Raw genomic sequence first — 16,028 nt, 5'->3', positions numbered from 1 at the left:
ATTCAGTTGGCGGCTGATGATCGAAGTCCATCCACGCTGGAAAAATGGCCACCCCCCCCCCAAAGAACGACAGGGGTTGCGAACACCAACTCAACCCATCCGAGGATTGGACCTGCGAGGAGATGCTGGATGAGGCGACCTGGGAACATGTCCAGGATCATGACGACGAACAGCGGCAGTGTGCAGCCGATACACATCCAGAGCCGTAGCGCCATCTTGACAGTTTCAGGATTTGTGTCCTCGCCGGTCACTGTCAGTGGCTCTAGTGTCATCCCGCAGATGGGGCATGATCCTGCCTTATCTTGCAAGATTTGTGGATGCATGGGACAGGTGTATTGAATGTGGATGCTTCGGAGATCGCCCTTCTGCGATGACGGAGTCGTTTCAGACCTCGGACAGGCACCGGGCCCGAGCTTTTTAGCATTCTGATCGATAGCACGCCTGAATATCGCCATCCGGAGAGTATGTTCCCATAGACCCCTAGCCTCTGTGTCGTTCTGCTCACTTTCGCAGTGTAAATTCCCAGATTACTCGGATGTTGCTGCTTGATTGGAGGGTAGGGTCTCAATGGCTTGCGGATTCACGCTGTCCACTTCCTGTTGCCAGAGCGGATATGGCACACCGGCGAGGCGATTGAGAATGACAAGCACACCCTCCTAATTTCGGCGCACCGTTCCTCGCACTCCTTGACATGCCGGCCAGCATCGAGCGGCGAGGAAGGATTCAATGAACTGCGGAAGGTATTAGCGCCCGCTCCGCTTTCAAATGTAACCGGATGTAATTTTCCGGCGGCGGTGTCAGCATAGAATCTTCTATTGCTTTTTTGTAACCGCCTAAATAGATGGCATACAGCACCACCAATGAGCAGCCAACTCCAAAGACGAATCCCAAGAACCAACCAATTCCGATACTGACGAAGCTATTCATCATAAACAATCTCCAAGATAGGCAGTTGGCAACCACATTTTTTGCGACCAGTTACAAGTTGGCCAACATGCCCTGAACACCGACCAGGTGTTTATTGAAGATTCTCTTAGCCACATCAAGCAGGCTAAAAATCTCGGGGTCGCGTATCGAGTAGAGAACACTAAGGCCATCTTTACGTGCGTTGACGATGTACCTCGCCCTGAGTACTGCGAGTTGTTGCGATAGCGAGCTTTGCTCAACCTCAAGCCTGGCGCAGAGATGAGTCACACCGACTTCTCCATTGCGGAGCTCATCAACAATCCGGATACGCAAAGGGTGAGCGAGCGCTTTGAAAAACTCTGCCTTGAAACGGCTCAACTCACCCGGATTTGCAGAATTTATTTGTGCTTGGCTATCGGCAGCTAAGGACGGGACCGCTTGTCTCATTCCCTCTCCTTGAGCGCCGCAGCACGGCGCCGGCTGGTCTCTTTGTCTCTCCACGACCCCGACTGAGGCTTGCGGTCAGCGGCGCTGGAAATGCCAAACGACTTCGCTACATTCGTGAGGAAGCGTATGAGTAAGTTCGGCGGTCCTGAAATTGAAGTTGCCATAACAACACTATATTCTTATATTACATTCTTTGCATGTAAAAGTGACCTGGGCCTCCAGAACCAGCCAAAGCTCTTTCATTGCTAGGCTTTGATCGAAGGAGGTCAGCAGAAAGAGACTTCTTCCGTCATCCGTATATTTCGTCATTCTTATTTAGAGGCTGTCGAAGAGAGTTGCTTCTCTTGCTGTCACGGCGGTCCCAGGGTCAACACATGTCGCGGTCATGGCTTCTGCATTGAAGGGCCTCAGTAGTTCAAGCGGAACTCGATCACCCGTCAGCCATCGTGTGTATTCACTGGGTTTGAGAATCACGGGCATTCGGTTGTGATACTTCTCCAGCAAGGAGTTTGGGTCGGTTGTGATGATGGTGAAGCTGTGCAGCTCGGTCTTGTCCACGGGATTCGTCCAGCCGCTCCAGAGACCGGCGAAGGCAAAGGGCACGCCTCCTCCGACGAGGAATTCGTACTTTGGATTGCCTTTTTTTGCGATGTGCTTCCACTCGAAGAAGCTGTCGGCAGGAATCAGGCATCGTTTCGCCTCAAGAGAATGCCGCCACATGGGAGCCTTCTCGATGCCTTCGGCCCGTGCGTTGAACGTGGTCGGCGGAAACTTCTCAGCTTTGTGAAAGAAAGGAACGAAGCCCCACCGGGCAAGCTCCATCATGGGAGAGCCGTCTTCATCTGCTCGGATGATCGGTTGAAAAGTCGTAGGCCGGATGTCGTCGTCCGGTGCGAGCATGAGCGAGTCGATGCCTGGGCCGCTTACATGGAACGCTTCGGCGATCTGCTGTTTATCTGACTTGCGGCGATAGCGACCACACATAGCGATTCTCCAATCCTTACAGTTCGTTGCAGTCATGGCACGAGAGACAGTGACGAGCGAACGCATCCCATTCCTCGATCCCGGCGAAGGCTTCGTTTTCATAATGCACGAAGTCTTCCGGACGGATGAACTCAAATGGTCCGGGATGGGCATCTGCGAAGGCCTTCAGCAGGATCATGCCTTGCGAGCAGGCTGGAAGGGGAAAGTGGTCCAGAGGAATGGGCCGCCACTGTGCCTCGAAGTCCTCCTGCGTTAGTTCAGCCCTCATCATCCCTCCCGGTCATTGACGGCGTGCCGTAGTCTTGCCCTATTTTACTTCGCCTTTCATTCGCCATCAACACTTGGCGCTCTGCTGAAGCATCTGATCTGCATGGCGCAATCCCATATCCAGGAACATATCGACCTCATCGCGCGTCATGAGCAGGAGTTTTTAGAGAAGAGGACTCGATCAGAGCGTCTGGGTGACCAGATTGCTGCATTTGCAGGCAGCTTTAGCTTTGTGAGCCTACACCTGCTTTTTTTCCTTGGCTGGATCGTAGCCAATACCTTGAACGTGCCGGGTATACCGCATTTCGATCCTTCACCCTATTCGTTGTTGGCAACGCTGGTCGCCGTAGAAGCGATTCTCCTGGCAAGCTTTATCCTGATGCGCCAGGCACGCATGGGCCGAAGAGCTGACGAGCGGGATCACCTCATGTTGCAGATCCTTCTCCTTACGGAGAAAGAGATTACGGCGGTGCTGAGCATGGATCGGCAGATCGCAAAGCAGATGGGTCTCGAGAAAGTCGCAAATACGACTGAGATCAGAGAACTCAGCCAACACACATCCATCGAGGATGTGGCCCAAACCATCCGCGACACAATCTCGGAAAATGAAGGCTGAAACTGCTAGGCAATGACTTTGAGAGGGAAACGATGCGCAAAATTCTACTTGGACCTGATTCTCGAAAGACCAACGAAGCAGCCACAGACTGGATTGACCTTTGTGAACAGACGACAGCTGAGATCTCATCCGAAGACCACCTTCATCCACTTGAAGACGCCTTGCGCTTGGGTACTGAAGGTGGGTGGCGAGCATCCACTCCGGGCCCACAGCAGATTAGATTGAAGTTTAATAGCCCTCAGCACATCCGGCGTATAAGGCTGGAATTCACAGAAACCCAGGTAAGCCGCTCCCAGGAGTTTGCCCTCTTTGTGACAACAGCTCGGGAGCCACGGCGTGAGATTCTGCGGCAGCAATGGAGCTTCAGTCCGAGCGGCTCTACGACTGAGTTGGAAGACTACAAGGTCGATCTACCTGGAGTGACTGTGATCGATTTGGAGCTAGATCCTGGGAGACACGATGCAGGAGTATTCGCCAGCTTGCAAGCGTTGCTGATTGGATAGTGCATGGAAGTCGCTCAGCGGGAATCGAGCTGCTTCATTGTGGCCGTGTCACGCTGGCCGGCGAAGTGTATGGCCAATGCTTCTCTGAAGACTGTCGCCTCAAACCCAAACTTGTCAGCCACCTCAGCGAACAGGGTCATCGAGGAGTGAAATTTCAGATTGTCTGGATATCCGAAGATATCGTCGACTGACTTTCCACGAACGCGATTGACAAGAGCCGTGCACACTTCTAGTCGACGTCCCAGCACCCGATGCTCCAGATAGGCTGCTCCCTCTTCAAGGCTGGAGATAGCAAATCGTTGAGCTGTAGGACTTGAACCCAGGCCCTTGATTTGAGGGAAGATGAACCACATCCAATGGGATCGCTTTTGTCCCGCTTCGAGTTCTGCGCGGGCCGCATCGAAGGTGGACTCCTGGGCATTGATGAAACGTTGCAGGTTGTAGGGATCCGACTGGGTTTCCAAAACTTTCGCCTCAGCTGCGTTTGATGTGCTTTACCTCTACACGGTAGCTGCTGAAGGAGAATCGGCCCGGGCGCGCTGTTCGGCTCATGGAATGAGCGACTTATTCCTGAAAAGGCTACGCACCAGAAACGGTGCACGTTGACTTTGCACAGGCCGAGAGAGCTATGCTTAGGCGAACACGGGCGAATAAAAGGCGAAATAACAGATGGGCTACTCCTCACAAAGCGCAATGCTGAAACGCGAGATCGAGGCGAAGCTTTCATCGCGCATTCCTGCTGCTTTGTCGCCCCAGGCGTTGCAGGCTCCGCGTCTGATGAGTTCCGGCGTTTTGGCGATCGACGGGTTGCTTGGCGGGGGATTGCCGATTGGAGGAGTGACGGAGTTCACCGGGCTGGCCAGCTCCGGTCGAACTTCGCTGGCATTCTCTCTGCTTCGAGGAGCAACGGCCGACTCTGCCTGCGCCTACATCGACGTGGATGACACGTTCGACCCGAAGTGCGCCGCTGCCTCTGGAGTCAACCATCAGAACCTCTTGTGGGTCCGGGTGGCTAGCCTGCGCCCCCGAGCGGAGGTAGAGCCCTCTTCCCCAGCTCCCACCTCCAGGATCGGCCAAGCCGAAGCAGGAAAGATGGTGGGGGGACACTGCGGGAGCAATCATCCACGAACGGAGACTAAGGGCCTCGATGCCGCGCTGGGCCAGATGCTCATGCAAAAGGCTGAGACAAGACTTCAGAAGATGGAAGGCACTCCTGGCTACCCTAACGGGAAGTTGAGCCTTGCCGCAGCTCCTGAGGAGCAGGTCGCTTACGAGCACTTCAATGCTCGTCACGCGGATGAGTCCGATCCCATCCGGCAAGCAGATCGTCGTGCTGCCACCGAGGCCCGTGATCGGGCTCAAGCCCCCGTCCTGGTCACTTCTGCCGGCAAGAAGATTGAGAAACCATGGAGCCGTTTGGATAAGGCGATTCGCGCCACCGATCAAATCCTTCAGTCAGGCGGTTTCCGCGTCGTCGTTCTCGATCTCGCTTCCGTACCGCCGGAGCAGGCACTTCGAATCCCTTCGGCAACCTGGTTCCGCTTTCGGCGGGCCGCCCAGGAAAGCGATGCAATCTTTCTCCTGCTCACCCAGGTGGCTTGCGCACGATCAAGCGCGCTGTGTGTGCTGGACTGCTCGGCAGGAGCCCCAATGCTTTCAGGAAATCTCTTGAACGGTCTCTCGCGGACGGCGGAGGTCGCTCGTCAACGACTGAGCAGCCCATTCGCGAAGAAGGCTCCCGGCCGAGCCGTGAGCTGGCAAGCGGCACCCGCCTGGATGCGGGCGGCGGGGCAATAGACATGGGATACGCAGCGATCTACATCCCGGAGTTTCCGACGCTGGCCTGGTTGCGATTGGAGAAGCGCGCAAGAGTCCAGGCTGTTGCGGTAGTCGAGGGCAAAGCTCCGCTCGAACGAGTGGTCTCGTTCAACCGATCTGCGAAAGACCTGGGCCTGACCCACGGCATGAGCAAGGTCCAGGCGGACACCTCCGGTCAGGTCCTCTTTCACGAACGTTCTATTGCGGAAGAGAAGGCTGCACTCGAGATCCTGTTTGAAGCGGTGGAGCGGTTCTCTCCACGGGTGCAGATCATAGCTTCACCAGTCAACGGTTACGCGAACGGGAAGCAATCGGCCGCAGTGCTGCTCGTCGACCAGTCGGGCACCGAGACGCTGTTCGGCGATGCACGAAGCTACGCAGAAGCGATACGGAGCGCACTTCAGCAGCTGGATTTTGCATCGAATGTCGCGGTGGCGCCCAATGCGGAAGCAAGTCTCTTGCTGGCTCGAAGCTATTCCGGTGTAACGCAAGTGGATGCGAAGGACGTGCGATCCAAGCTCGCGCCTCTGCCGTTGTCGATGTTGACCGTAGAGGCTGCTACTCTGGCGACCCTGGGACGCTGGGGTATTCGCAACCTGGGAGAACTGGCTGCTCTTCCAGAGGCAGCCCTGGTCAGCCGGATCGGTCAACAGGGCAAGCGTCTTCAGCGTTTGGCCGTGGGATGCGAAGACCATCTGCTCGTTCCTCAAGACCCTTCCTTCGTTCTTACGGAGCATGTAGAACTCGATGGTCCACTTGAGTCGCTCGAACCTCTGCTCTTCATCCTGTCCCCGATGATCGAAACCCTGCTGCGGCAGACGATCAATCATGCCTATGCCTTGCGGAGTGTGACGATCACGCTTGAGCTCGAAAAAGCATCTCCGCACCGGTTGGAGGTTCGGCCTGCCGTTCCGGTCCAGAGCAAAGATCTCCTGCTCAAGCTGCTGCACCTCAAGCTACAGGCCGATCCTCCGCAGGCTGGTATTCTCGGCCTGACCCTGGACGCGGAGCCGGCGATTCCGCAGGTTGCGCAGCGTGGATTGTTCCAGTCCCAATTCCCGGAGCCAGACAAGCTTGACTTGCTTGTTGCACGCCTCAAGGCGGTCGTCGGTGAAGAGAATGTCGGTTCACCGATGCTTTCGAATAGCTTCTGTGATGACGAGTTTGTGATGGCACCGTTCCAGCCGAGTGCGGGTGGAAGGCTACCAACTCAGCCGATTGTTCCTCGGGCGGCGCTTCGGCGTTTCCGGCCTGCACAACAGGCGAAGGTGGTTTATCGCGATTCCATTCCTTCGATCCTGTTCTGGCGGGGCGAACGGCTGGAGCTCGGGACTGTAAGCGGTCCCTGGCAGTCGAGCGGCTACTGGTGGGATGGACGGCGATGGGAGGCTGACGAATGGGATGCAGTCGTCTCACAGCCGTTGCAAGCACTTCGCCTTCGGCATGAACCTGAAGCGGGGACCTGGTACGTGGCAGGTCAGTATGACTGAGGGTTATGTAGAACTTCACGGCCGTTCAGCATTCTCCTTCCTTGAAGGAGCTTCCATGCCGGAGGCGATGGCGGAGCAGGCGGCAAGCCTGGGCATGCCTGCGCTTGGAATCCTGGATCGGGATGGACTCTACGGAGCGCCTCGCCTGTACATGACCGCAAAGAAGCTAGGCCTTCGGTCTCATATCGGAGCCGAAATCTCGACCGCGGAGTTTGGAAATCAGGTGCTACCTGAAGACTGGCAGCCTCACACGATCCCGGAACGGCCGGTGAGACTCTCGCTTCTCTGTGAGTCGCAGACAGGTTACAGGAATCTGTCGCAGCTGATCACCGGCTACAAGCTCCAGCAGAAGTCCAAAGGGGAAGGCATCGCTCCGTACCGCATGATCGAAGAGCGGGCAGAGGGTCTGGTCTGTCTCACCGGCGGAGACGAGGGGCCGCTTGCGGCTGCACTCGCACGCGGCGGTCTGGACGAAGGGCGCAAGGCACTCCAGTCTCTGGTCCGGACCTTCGGGCAGGAAAACGTCTATGTCGAGCTGCAGCGGCACCGCATCCGTGAGCAGGAGGCCCGCAATCAGGCAGCGATCACGCTCGCCCGCGAACTCCACCTTCCGCTGCTTGCGACGAACGGGCCGAACATGGCCACGGCATTCGAGCGTGAGGTCCTGGATCTCATGACCGCGATCCGACACGGTTGCACCCTGGACGAGGCTGGGCTGTTGCTTCAACGCAACACGAATCGCCAGATGATCGGAGCGACGGAGATGTTGACTCTGTTCCGCGATCTGCCATACGCAGTCGCTGAAACAGTAGAACTTTCGTCCCGTCTGCAATTCGTCATGAAGGACATGGGGTACCAGTTCCCGCTCTATCCCATCCCGGAGGACGAGACGATGGACACCTTCCTGCACAAGCGCACGATGGAAGGTGTTGCCAACCGTTACGGCTGCAAGACGAGTGTAAAGCTACGGAAGAAAGCAGAAAGGCAGGTTGAACGGGAACTCGCTCTCATTGCAAAGCTTGGCCTTGCCGGGTACTTCCTGATTGTCTGGGACATCGTCGAGTTTTGCCGAAAGAACGGGATGCTGGTGCAAGGGAGAGGCTCGGCGGCGAACTCGGCTGTCTGCTACTCGCTCGGAATCACCGCCGTCGATCCAGTGGGCATGGACCTCTTGTTCGAACGGTTCCTTTCAGAAGTCCGCGGCGAATGGCCGGACATTGACCTTGATCTGCCATCGGGGGACGACCGGGAGCGGGCAATCCAGTATGTCTATCAGCGCTATGGCCAGCTTGGCGCAGCCATGTGCGCGAACGTCATCACCTATCGGGGCAAGTCTGCCGCCGGCGAGACGGGCAAGGCGCTCGGCTTCGATGTCGAGACCACGAAACGGCTTACGCAGCTGGTCGGCTCCTGGGAGTGGAAGGGCCCGACCGACACGATGGAGGAGCAGTTCCAGAATGCCGGGTTCGACCTCCATCATCCCCGGATCGCGAAGTATCTTGAGCTCTCGATCCGGATGCTCGACCTGCCGCGCCACCTCGGTCAGCACTCAGGCGGCATGATCATCGCCCAGGGGCAACTCGCCTCCGTCGTACCGATTGAGCCCGCCAGCATGGTCGGGCGGAACGTCATCCAGTGGGACAAGGAAGATGTCAGTGACATGGGGCTGATCAAGGTCGATCTGCTTGGCCTCGGCATGATGGCGGTCCTCAAGGATTGTGTGGAGCTGATCCCCCGGTACTACGGTAAGAAAGTCGACATCGCGCAGATCCCGCATGACGATCCTAAGGTCTACGAGTCGCTCCGAAGAGCGGACACGGTCGGCCTCTTCCAGGTGGAGTCCAGGGCTCAGATGGCCTCCTTGCCGCGCAACAACCCTGACAAGTTCTATGATCTCGTCGTCCAGGTCGCCATCATCCGTCCCGGACCCATCGTCGGCAAAATGATGAATCCCTACATGGAGCGACGGCAGGGAAGGCAAGAGATTCGCTACCCACATCCACTGCTGGAGCCTGTCCTTCACAGGACCCTGGGAGTGCCCCTCTTCCAGGAACAGCTCCTCCGTATCGCCATGACCATCGCAAACTTCACGGGCGGAGAGGCGGAGGAGCTTCGCCGCGCGCTCGGAAGCCGTCGTTCTGCCGACAAGATGAAGGCCCTGGAATTGAAGCTAAGAGCTGGAATGGACGCCAACGGCGTTGGCCCTGCAGCCCAGGAGGAGATCGTTCAGTCGATTAGCTCCTTTGCCCTGTACGGCTTCCCGGAATCACATGCCGCCAGCTTTGCCCTGATCGCCTATGCCAGCGCCTGGCTCAAGTTTCACTACCTCGGTGCCTTCACCGCGGCCATCCTGAACAACCAGCCGATGGGCTTCTACTCGGCGGCGGTGCTGGTCAAGGATGCCCAGCGGCATGGGCTCCGGATCAAACCTGTCGATGTCCTCCGGTCCAGCTGGTCCTGCACGCTCGAGAAAGAAGACAACGGCAAGCTCTCGCTGCGGTTGGGCTTTCGGTACGTGCGCGGGATGCGAGAGGGAAGTGCGGTAGAACTTGAGGCTGCGCGAGAGATGCGGCCGTTCGCCTCGATTGAGGAGCTTGCCCGGCGTGTTCCCTCGCTAACCCGCACTGATCTGACGACCCTCGCTGAAGTGGGTGCCTTAAACTCGATCGGCGAGGGCCTTCACCGGAGAGAGGCGCTTTGGCAGGTGGAACGGGCCGGTCGTAAGGCTGGGCCGCTTCTCGAAGAATTGGACCGGGATGAGGATGCTGACTCGCCACTCCGGGCCATGGAGCCACACGAGAGGATGGTTGCGGACTACGCCTCGACAGGCGTCACGGTCGGACGGCACCCGATGGCCCACTGCCGGCCTCAGTTGCGGGCCATGGAGATCATTCCGGCCAGAGATCTCTCGCTGCTTCGGCATGGGGTCAAAGCCAGAATTGCAGGCTGTGTCATTGCCCGGCAGCGGCCAGGCACGGCTCATGGGTTCATCTTCCTTTCGATCGAAGACGAGACTGGGATCTCGAACGCAATCATTGATCCCGATCTCTACGAAAGGAACCGATCACTCGTCACCTACGCCAAGTTCCTGCTGATCGAAGGTGCTCTCCAGAATGTCGATAAGGTCATCCACATCAGGGCAAGACATATCGAGCAACTGGACGTGACGGCGGCTCCCATGCAGTCGCATGACTGGCATTGATGAGCGAGCATATGACATCGCCGCCTGAACGCGAGCCACCCAAGGATTGGTGGCTGGAGAATGCCTGCCGGATCGCTGCGCACCGGCTCCGCAACTCGCCTTACCTGAGTGCCAACACCATACCGATCCGGGAACAACTCAAGGATAGTGTCGAGTTTGTAAGGCTGGTCTGGGAAGCCATCGAGCAATCTCTACGGGAGGAAGATCCATGATGAAGTTGAGTCGTAAGAACCGCCTCAAAGCGAGTTGGACTTGCCCCCAATGTGGTGAGGAGATCCTGATCAACCAGTTCCGGCTGTCAGCCGACCATCCGGGGTGCATTGTGTGTCCGCGCGTAGATTGTGCGAATCCGTTCCCGTGGAAGCGTCAAAACCGTGGGCGACTCTGGCCGAAGCAATCGGCCTATAACGTGTTGCGGTGAGCTCGGGACACTGGCCACCCGTGGAACTATCTTGTGATGCCCCATGATCGGGCGGAGGCGTTCGATGACGACGACGCACGGTGGATGACCATGCTCGCCGACTTCGCCGCCAAGGCTACGAGCAGCAAAAGATGCAAGCCCGGCTCATCGCTCATGAACGCAACGTGGCGGCGGCCCAGATTGCCCACGAACTGGCGCATGAGATAAACAAACCGCTCCAAAGGACAACCAACTTGGCGTTCCTTGTCGCGCAAGGAACGCCAAGGGACGACTCAAAGACTTTTGGGCGTCAGCTAAGTTAGGGTATCGACCATCTCTTCGGAATCGTCAAAGAGATCCTCGCTATCCCGTTCGATAAAGACTGAAGCACGAAAGTAGACAGCATTTGAAATTCGGCATCTGATGAGATGGCTTCTTAATACCTCATGGAGACGACACAATGGCACTGAAGACAGTTCTAATAGACGAATTGCGCGACATGTACAGCGCTGAAAACCAATTGGTGAAGGCTCTCCCTAAGCTAGCGAAGGGTTCGAAGAATCCAAAACTGAAGTCCATCTTTACCGCACATCTTGCCGAAACAAAAGGTCAGGTCGAGCGTTTGAAAAAGGTGTTTGCCGAGCTTGGCGAGAAGCCGACCGGCCAGCACTGTAACGGAATGGAAGGAGTGATTGAAGAAGGCAAGGACGCTCTCGAGAAGGATGAAGAGGGCTCGTCGTTCGAAGCTGGTCTGATCGGGGCCGCGCTTCGCACCGAGCACTACGAGATTGCGGGCTATGAGACTTGCATCTCGATGGCGACAGCCCTTGGCTTGCCGAAGATCGTCAAGCTTTTGAACTCCAACCTGAAAGAAGAGCTCGCCGCAGCCAAGAAGATCACGGCCGCTGGCGCTCCGATTATGAAGCTTAGTGCAAAGGAACCAGAAAGCCCCAAGGAGCCGAAATCCGGCAAAGAGAAGTATTCCGCCAAGAAGAGCAAGGAAGATGAAGCGAAAGCGGCACCCGATCTCGCGGCCGAGTCTGCAATGGTATAAGCCCTCAGATCGTACAAAGGCCCCGCCTTGGCGGGCCTTTGACCTTTTGAACGGTTAGCCCACCAGCGGACTCAGTTGCTTCATCGCCCAAATGGGACCGCCCTTGTAGAGGGCTCCCTCTTGCCGGATAAACGCAGGCGGATGCCGTCCTGAAGCCAGATACGGAAGTCGGGTGACACATACAGAGTCACCAATCGGTCGCTACTTCTCTTCGTTCATAAGTCACAAAACGCTCAGATCGGGCGCTATTAGCCGGGCGGGAGAATACCTTGAAAGACGCGAAAGACCTAACATTCATGGCTGCGGCTTTAGAGCAGGCGAGGATAGGGCAGGAGACACCTGGAGGAGCACAGGTAGGTTGTGTCTTGGTCGAGAACGGAGCCATCGTCTGCTCTAGCTTCAACGAAGGCGATCTCCAGTTTGATCCGACTGCCCACGCTGAGATGGTGGGGATTAGGCGGCTTTGCAAGGAGCGGAGGTCCATCAGTCTCAAGGGGGTTACAGTCTATTGCACTCTGCAACCTTGTGGCATGTGCACGATGGCCTGCCTTTGGGCAGGAGTAAGCCGTATCGTCTATGGAGCCTCGCGAAACGACGTGAACTCTGTTTACTTTGAGTCTCGACACTTCGATACCGCTGACTTCATCGATCAAGCGTTCCGCGATGATCTGGAAGTGAAGGGTGGTGTCTTATCAGACGAATGCGCGACTTTCTATTTGAAACCGGAAGAGACTGCACCAATCGATCCCGCACATGATGTCACGTCTGTTCCTTAACCCGAGCACCCCAAGAGGCACGTCCACGAACAAGGAATGAGAGAAAAATGTTTTCTAACGTAAGGCCAGACAAACGCAAGCCGACCCTCGCACAGAGACAGCACCAAAAGATGGCTGAGTCTGCGCACGCTTACGTCCGGGGCAATACCGCCCGGTTCTACGACTGGTTGGCGAGCAAGTCCGTACAGGCAGCGCTCCCTCAGGGTCCGTCTGTGTGGATTTGCGGGGATTGTCACACGGGGAACCTCGGACCAGTCTCTGACCTTGAAGGAAATATCGACATTCAGATTCGTGACCTGGATCAAACCGTGATCGGGAATCCAGCCCACGATCTTCTGCGGCTTGGACTTTCTCTGGCAATGGCTGCGCGAAGTTCAGATTTACCTGGTGTGACGACCGCTCTTATGCTCGAAGAGATGATCGGAGGGTACCTCATCGGCTTGGCGGGACGAACCGAGCGCGTCGATCTGAAGGAGGTCCAACCCATCCGAAGTGTGTTGGTCGCAGCAAAGAATCGTCAATGGCGGCACTTGGCTCAAGAGCGGATCGAGGACGTTAAGCCGAACATCCCGCTGGGAAAGAAGTTCTGGACCGTGACTGAGGAGGAGCGCTCGGAACTGAATTCGCTTGTGGAGGGTGATGGCTTCAGGCAGCTTTTGCAGACAATTGGCGGCAAAGAACCTAAGCGTGTTGAACTCCTAGACGCTGCGTACTGGATGAAAGGTTGCAGTTCGTTGGGAAACCTCAGATTCGCGGTTCTCATGGGTGTCGGATCGAAGAAACATCCTGAATACCGCTTGCTCGATATCAAAGAAGCGACTTTGACAGCGGCTCCTTCTGCGAAGGGAGCCAAGATGCCCAAAGGCTACGCGGACCGTGTCGTGGCCGGAGCCTGTGCGTTGTCACCCTTCCTTGGAGAACGGATGCTGGCCGCAACCATCTGTCGCCGTCCCGTGGTCGTTAGGGAACTCCGTCCGCAAGACCTCAAATTTGAGCTGGTTGGCCTGGAGCAATCAGAAGCGATTGCAATTGCCCGCCTCATGGCCGGTGTTGTAGGTCGGGCGCACGGAAGACAGCTTAGTCGCGAGGAGAGGTATGCATGGAGCCACGAGCTGAAGTCGCGACACGGGAAAGGCTTGGAGGCTCCTAGATGGCTTTGGAGTGGGGTCCTAGATCTTGCCGCTCTTCACGAAGCAGCATATCTAGACCACTGCCGTCGATTCGCAATGCGACAGCGGAGAGCATGACACCAGGTTGAGGACATATCTCAATCACTGCGGAGCAAGATCCATTCTGAAGAGGCGTGACAACCGCCGTAAGCTAAGTTGAGTCTGCCCGTCTGTGCAGCAGATATTCGGGCAAATCATTCTGGCCGTTGGCTACTCCTCCAAGTTCGGAGATTTGCCCCACGGGGGGTGTTGCAGGCCATTCCCTTGGAAGGCGCAAAATTGAGGGAAGTTGTTGCCTGAGCAATCGGCGTACCAGGTACTACGGTGAAAAATGTCAAAGGCCGGCGTCCTGCCTTCAGAAGAATGCTCCAGGAAAGGGTGACTATGCGGGGGGGAGTAGAGCTGAAGCTGCCTGTTCTGTCATTTACCCTTAAGAGAGAGTGATCGATACGGACTCAAAGGCAAAGGGTAGTGCGGCGCGGCGCTGGCGCAAGATGTCGGCGACGGCGAAGCAGGAGCTTGAGTCACAGGGAACGTTCTTCAGTCCACCTCCGGCGAAGAGGGAGCCCAAAGTCGCCGCACCCACGGCAGAGGATGCAGCTTCACTTGCCGGGGTCATTGAGAGCTCGATAGACCCCGACCTCACAGCCGATCAGGCTGAGGCGCTGCGAAGGATAGAAGCCGCGTGCGAGCCCGGCGAGTCCTACCTGCTGACCGGCCATGCCGGCTCCGGCAATGTTGTTGCTCCCCAACAAGTGACGAGCAAGGCTTTCAACCGATTGATTGGAAAAGCCGTTGATTCCAAGGTGCGCATCCGCCTACCAGCGTGGCCCTTCCGGTTGCTGCTGGGACAACTGGCCGATGAGACGATCCTTGGAAGTGTGAGGGCGATGCCTGGCAGATTAATGAGGGATGGTCTCGTATTTCATTGCAACACGCTCGACGTGGCTCTCGCCAGAATGAACCTGCGACAGCCTCGCACACACTAGCTGCATTGATGTGAGCGAAGGCAGTGGATTGCCCGCTTTGACATCCTGCGTTCTCTGTTCTTGATTCAAGAATAGAGAACACGTAGGATGATTTCATGCTTCGCCCTTTCGACATTGCAGTGTTGCTGAAACTGACGCTCCCAGGAGCTGCAGAGTCGTCATTTCAGAAGCTTGCTTCCGACCTTCATGTTGCCAGTTCCGAGGTGCATGGGGCCGTAAAAAGAGCCCGACTGTCTGGGCTGCTGCAACACGACGATGGGCCAAAGAAGGTAAACCGCTCAGCACTCCTGGAGTTCTTGGGACATGGCGTAAGGTACGTGTATCCGGCGGTACGGGGGGAAATGACGAGGGGTGTGGCCACTTCGTTTGCAGCCGAGCCCTTGCGGAGCGTCATTCACGATGGCGGAACGGAAGTGCCTGTGTGGCCTTATGTTTTGGGGAAGGTGCGCGGCTATTCCTTTGAGCCTCTCTACAAACACGCTGCGGAGGCGGCCCTATCCGACCCCGCGTTTTACGAACTCCTTAGCCTTGTCGATGCGCTGCGTGATGGACGAATCCGCGAGCGAAAGATTGCCCTGGAGATGTTGAGCAAGAGGTTACTGGTAAATGGCTAGTAATCTGCCCCTGCTGGAGGAAGCGGCTGCGAAGTTGAAGCATCTGCTGCCTGAGGTCGTCTTCGTGGGAGGATCGACGCTCGATCTCATTGTGACCGATCAGGGCTCCGCTCCGATTCGATCTACGTACGATGTAGACGTGATCGTTGCGGCCGACTACGCCGGTTACTCAGCCTTCTGTGATCGAATGCGAGATATTGGCTTCGAGAACGACACACGTCCGGGAGCTCCGCTTTGTCGTTTTCTCCATGGCGACCTGATGCTCGATGTCATGTCGACCCAAAAAGGCGCACTCGGGTTTTCCAACCGTTGGTACGAAGGGGCGATCCAGACAGCGACGCCGGCGTCCTTGCTCAGCGGCAAGGTGATTCGGCTGATTACAGCCCCCTTCTTTCTAGGAACCAAAATGGAGGCTTTCTATGATCGTGGCGAGAACGATTACTACATGAGCCACGACCTGGAAGACTTCATTGCCGTCATCGAGGGAAGAGAACAGCTGCTCGACGAGCTTGCCGAAGCGCCAGCCGATCTCCGCAAATATTTGGCGGAAGCAACCGGTAAGCTCTTAGGAAACGAGCGGTTTATAGAGGCGCTGCCGGGATATGTTCCTGGCGATTCGATCAGCCAACGCCGAATCCCGATCATCCTTGAACGTCTAAGAAAAATGGGCGATTTTTAGCACTCCCAAGACCTGGACACAGGTTTGTAATAGAACCGAGCATCTTTCCGCATTCGGGCAGGTCCGGACAGCGATGCACCACGCGGCACCTGGGCTTCGTATTTTATTCGCCTA

Annotated in this window: 18 protein-coding genes; 11 read left to right on the top strand and 7 right to left on the bottom strand. The window is 56.6% G+C overall.

Going from position 1 to position 16,028, the window contains the following annotated elements; translation table 11 throughout:
• Positions 1–2: 2 nt before the first annotated feature.
• From ACIX9_RS27570 to ACIX9_RS21880, 5 genes are all read right to left on the bottom strand, one after another.
• Positions 3–215 (bottom strand): hypothetical protein, encoded by a 213-nt coding sequence (locus ACIX9_RS27570; protein WP_332308650.1) that lies wholly within the window; start codon positions 213–215, stop codon positions 3–5.
• Between the two features lie 508 nt (positions 216–723).
• The gene (locus ACIX9_RS25165) at positions 724–930 is read right to left on the bottom strand and encodes a hypothetical protein (protein ID WP_013573072.1); all 207 of its coding nucleotides are present in this window, start codon (positions 928–930) and stop codon (positions 724–726) included.
• Between the two features lie 48 nt (positions 931–978).
• Positions 979–1,353 (bottom strand): ArsR/SmtB family transcription factor, encoded by a 375-nt coding sequence (locus tag ACIX9_RS21890; protein ID WP_013573071.1) that lies wholly within the window; start codon positions 1,351–1,353, stop codon positions 979–981.
• A 315-nt stretch (positions 1,354–1,668) separates the two neighbouring features.
• Complete coding sequence (locus ACIX9_RS21885; protein WP_157478317.1) at positions 1,669–2,403, bottom strand: SOS response-associated peptidase; 735 nt, start codon at positions 2,401–2,403, stop codon at positions 1,669–1,671.
• Entirely contained in the window at positions 2,354–2,608 is a 255-nt protein-coding gene (locus tag ACIX9_RS21880; RefSeq protein WP_041598170.1) for a hypothetical protein, read from the bottom strand. The genes ACIX9_RS21885 and ACIX9_RS21880 overlap by 50 nt, the downstream gene beginning before the upstream one ends.
• A 99-nt stretch (positions 2,609–2,707) precedes the next feature.
• Between ACIX9_RS21880 and ACIX9_RS21875 the strand changes: the two genes are divergently transcribed.
• Positions 2,708–3,220, top strand: a complete 513-nt coding sequence (locus ACIX9_RS21875) for a DUF1003 domain-containing protein (protein WP_013573068.1) — start codon at positions 2,708–2,710, stop codon at positions 3,218–3,220.
• 517 nt (positions 3,221–3,737) lie between these two features.
• On the opposite strand, the gene ACIX9_RS21865 is transcribed toward ACIX9_RS21875, so the two are convergent.
• On the bottom strand, positions 3,738–4,187 hold the full coding sequence (locus ACIX9_RS21865; RefSeq protein ID WP_013573066.1) for a DUF1810 domain-containing protein: 450 nt from the start codon (positions 4,185–4,187) through the stop codon (positions 3,738–3,740).
• 229 nt (positions 4,188–4,416) lie between these two features.
• On the opposite strand from ACIX9_RS21865, the gene ACIX9_RS21860 reads away from it, so the two are divergent.
• From ACIX9_RS21860 to ACIX9_RS21845, 4 genes are read left to right on the top strand one after another with little or no spacing between them, the layout of a single operon-like run.
• Positions 4,417–5,520: a P-loop NTPase family protein gene (locus ACIX9_RS21860; RefSeq protein ID WP_198152253.1), complete on the top strand. Its 1,104-nt coding sequence runs from the start codon at positions 4,417–4,419 to the stop codon at positions 5,518–5,520.
• A 2-nt stretch (positions 5,521–5,522) separates the two neighbouring features.
• Positions 5,523–7,031 carry a DNA polymerase Y family protein gene (locus ACIX9_RS21855; protein ID WP_013573064.1) on the top strand — a complete coding sequence of 503 codons (1,509 nt, stop codon included), beginning with the start codon at positions 5,523–5,525 and terminating at the stop codon, positions 7,029–7,031.
• Positions 7,024–10,233 (top strand): DNA polymerase III subunit alpha, encoded by a 3,210-nt coding sequence (locus tag ACIX9_RS21850; RefSeq protein WP_013573063.1) that lies wholly within the window; start codon positions 7,024–7,026, stop codon positions 10,231–10,233. Before ACIX9_RS21855 ends, ACIX9_RS21850 begins: the two co-directional genes overlap by 8 nt.
• Positions 10,233–10,445 (top strand): hypothetical protein, encoded by a 213-nt coding sequence (locus tag ACIX9_RS21845; protein ID WP_013573062.1) that lies wholly within the window; start codon positions 10,233–10,235, stop codon positions 10,443–10,445. The genes ACIX9_RS21850 and ACIX9_RS21845 overlap by 1 nt, the downstream gene beginning before the upstream one ends.
• Before the next feature lie 235 nt (positions 10,446–10,680).
• Here the strand turns inward: ACIX9_RS21845 and ACIX9_RS26115 are convergent, their stop codons facing one another.
• Positions 10,681–10,908 (bottom strand): hypothetical protein, encoded by a 228-nt coding sequence (locus tag ACIX9_RS26115; protein WP_198152252.1) that lies wholly within the window; start codon positions 10,906–10,908, stop codon positions 10,681–10,683.
• A gap of 185 nt (positions 10,909–11,093) precedes the next feature.
• Between ACIX9_RS26115 and ACIX9_RS21835 the strand changes: the two genes are divergently transcribed.
• The 6 genes from ACIX9_RS21835 to ACIX9_RS21810 all read left to right on the top strand — a co-directional run bounded on the left by ACIX9_RS21835 (position 11,094) and on the right by ACIX9_RS21810 (position 15,914).
• Positions 11,094–11,687: a YciE/YciF ferroxidase family protein gene (locus tag ACIX9_RS21835; protein ID WP_013573060.1), complete on the top strand. Its 594-nt coding sequence runs from the start codon at positions 11,094–11,096 to the stop codon at positions 11,685–11,687.
• 269 nt (positions 11,688–11,956) lie between these two features.
• Positions 11,957–12,463, top strand: a complete 507-nt coding sequence (locus tag ACIX9_RS21830; RefSeq protein ID WP_013573059.1) for a nucleoside deaminase — start codon at positions 11,957–11,959, stop codon at positions 12,461–12,463.
• Between the two features lie 47 nt (positions 12,464–12,510).
• A complete protein-coding gene (locus ACIX9_RS21825) occupies positions 12,511–13,710 on the top strand; it encodes a DUF2252 family protein (RefSeq protein ID WP_013573058.1) in 1,200 nt (399 codons plus the stop codon).
• Positions 13,711–14,072: 362 nt separating this feature from the next.
• Positions 14,073–14,621, top strand: a complete 549-nt coding sequence (locus ACIX9_RS21820; RefSeq protein WP_041598168.1) for a DUF1731 domain-containing protein — start codon at positions 14,073–14,075, stop codon at positions 14,619–14,621.
• A gap of 95 nt (positions 14,622–14,716) precedes the next feature.
• Complete coding sequence (locus tag ACIX9_RS21815) at positions 14,717–15,235, top strand: hypothetical protein (protein ID WP_013573056.1); 519 nt, start codon at positions 14,717–14,719, stop codon at positions 15,233–15,235.
• Complete coding sequence (locus ACIX9_RS21810; protein WP_013573055.1) at positions 15,228–15,914, top strand: hypothetical protein; 687 nt, start codon at positions 15,228–15,230, stop codon at positions 15,912–15,914. Before ACIX9_RS21815 ends, ACIX9_RS21810 begins: the two co-directional genes overlap by 8 nt.
• The last annotated feature ends 114 nt before the right edge of the window (positions 15,915–16,028 follow it).

Source organism: Granulicella tundricola MP5ACTX9 (genome assembly GCF_000178975.2).
Classification (GTDB): Bacteria; Acidobacteriota; Terriglobia; order Terriglobales; family Acidobacteriaceae; genus Edaphobacter; species Edaphobacter tundricola.
The sequence above is the reverse complement of the archived record's forward strand: the minus strand, read 5'-3'. Positions and strand labels throughout refer to the sequence as shown.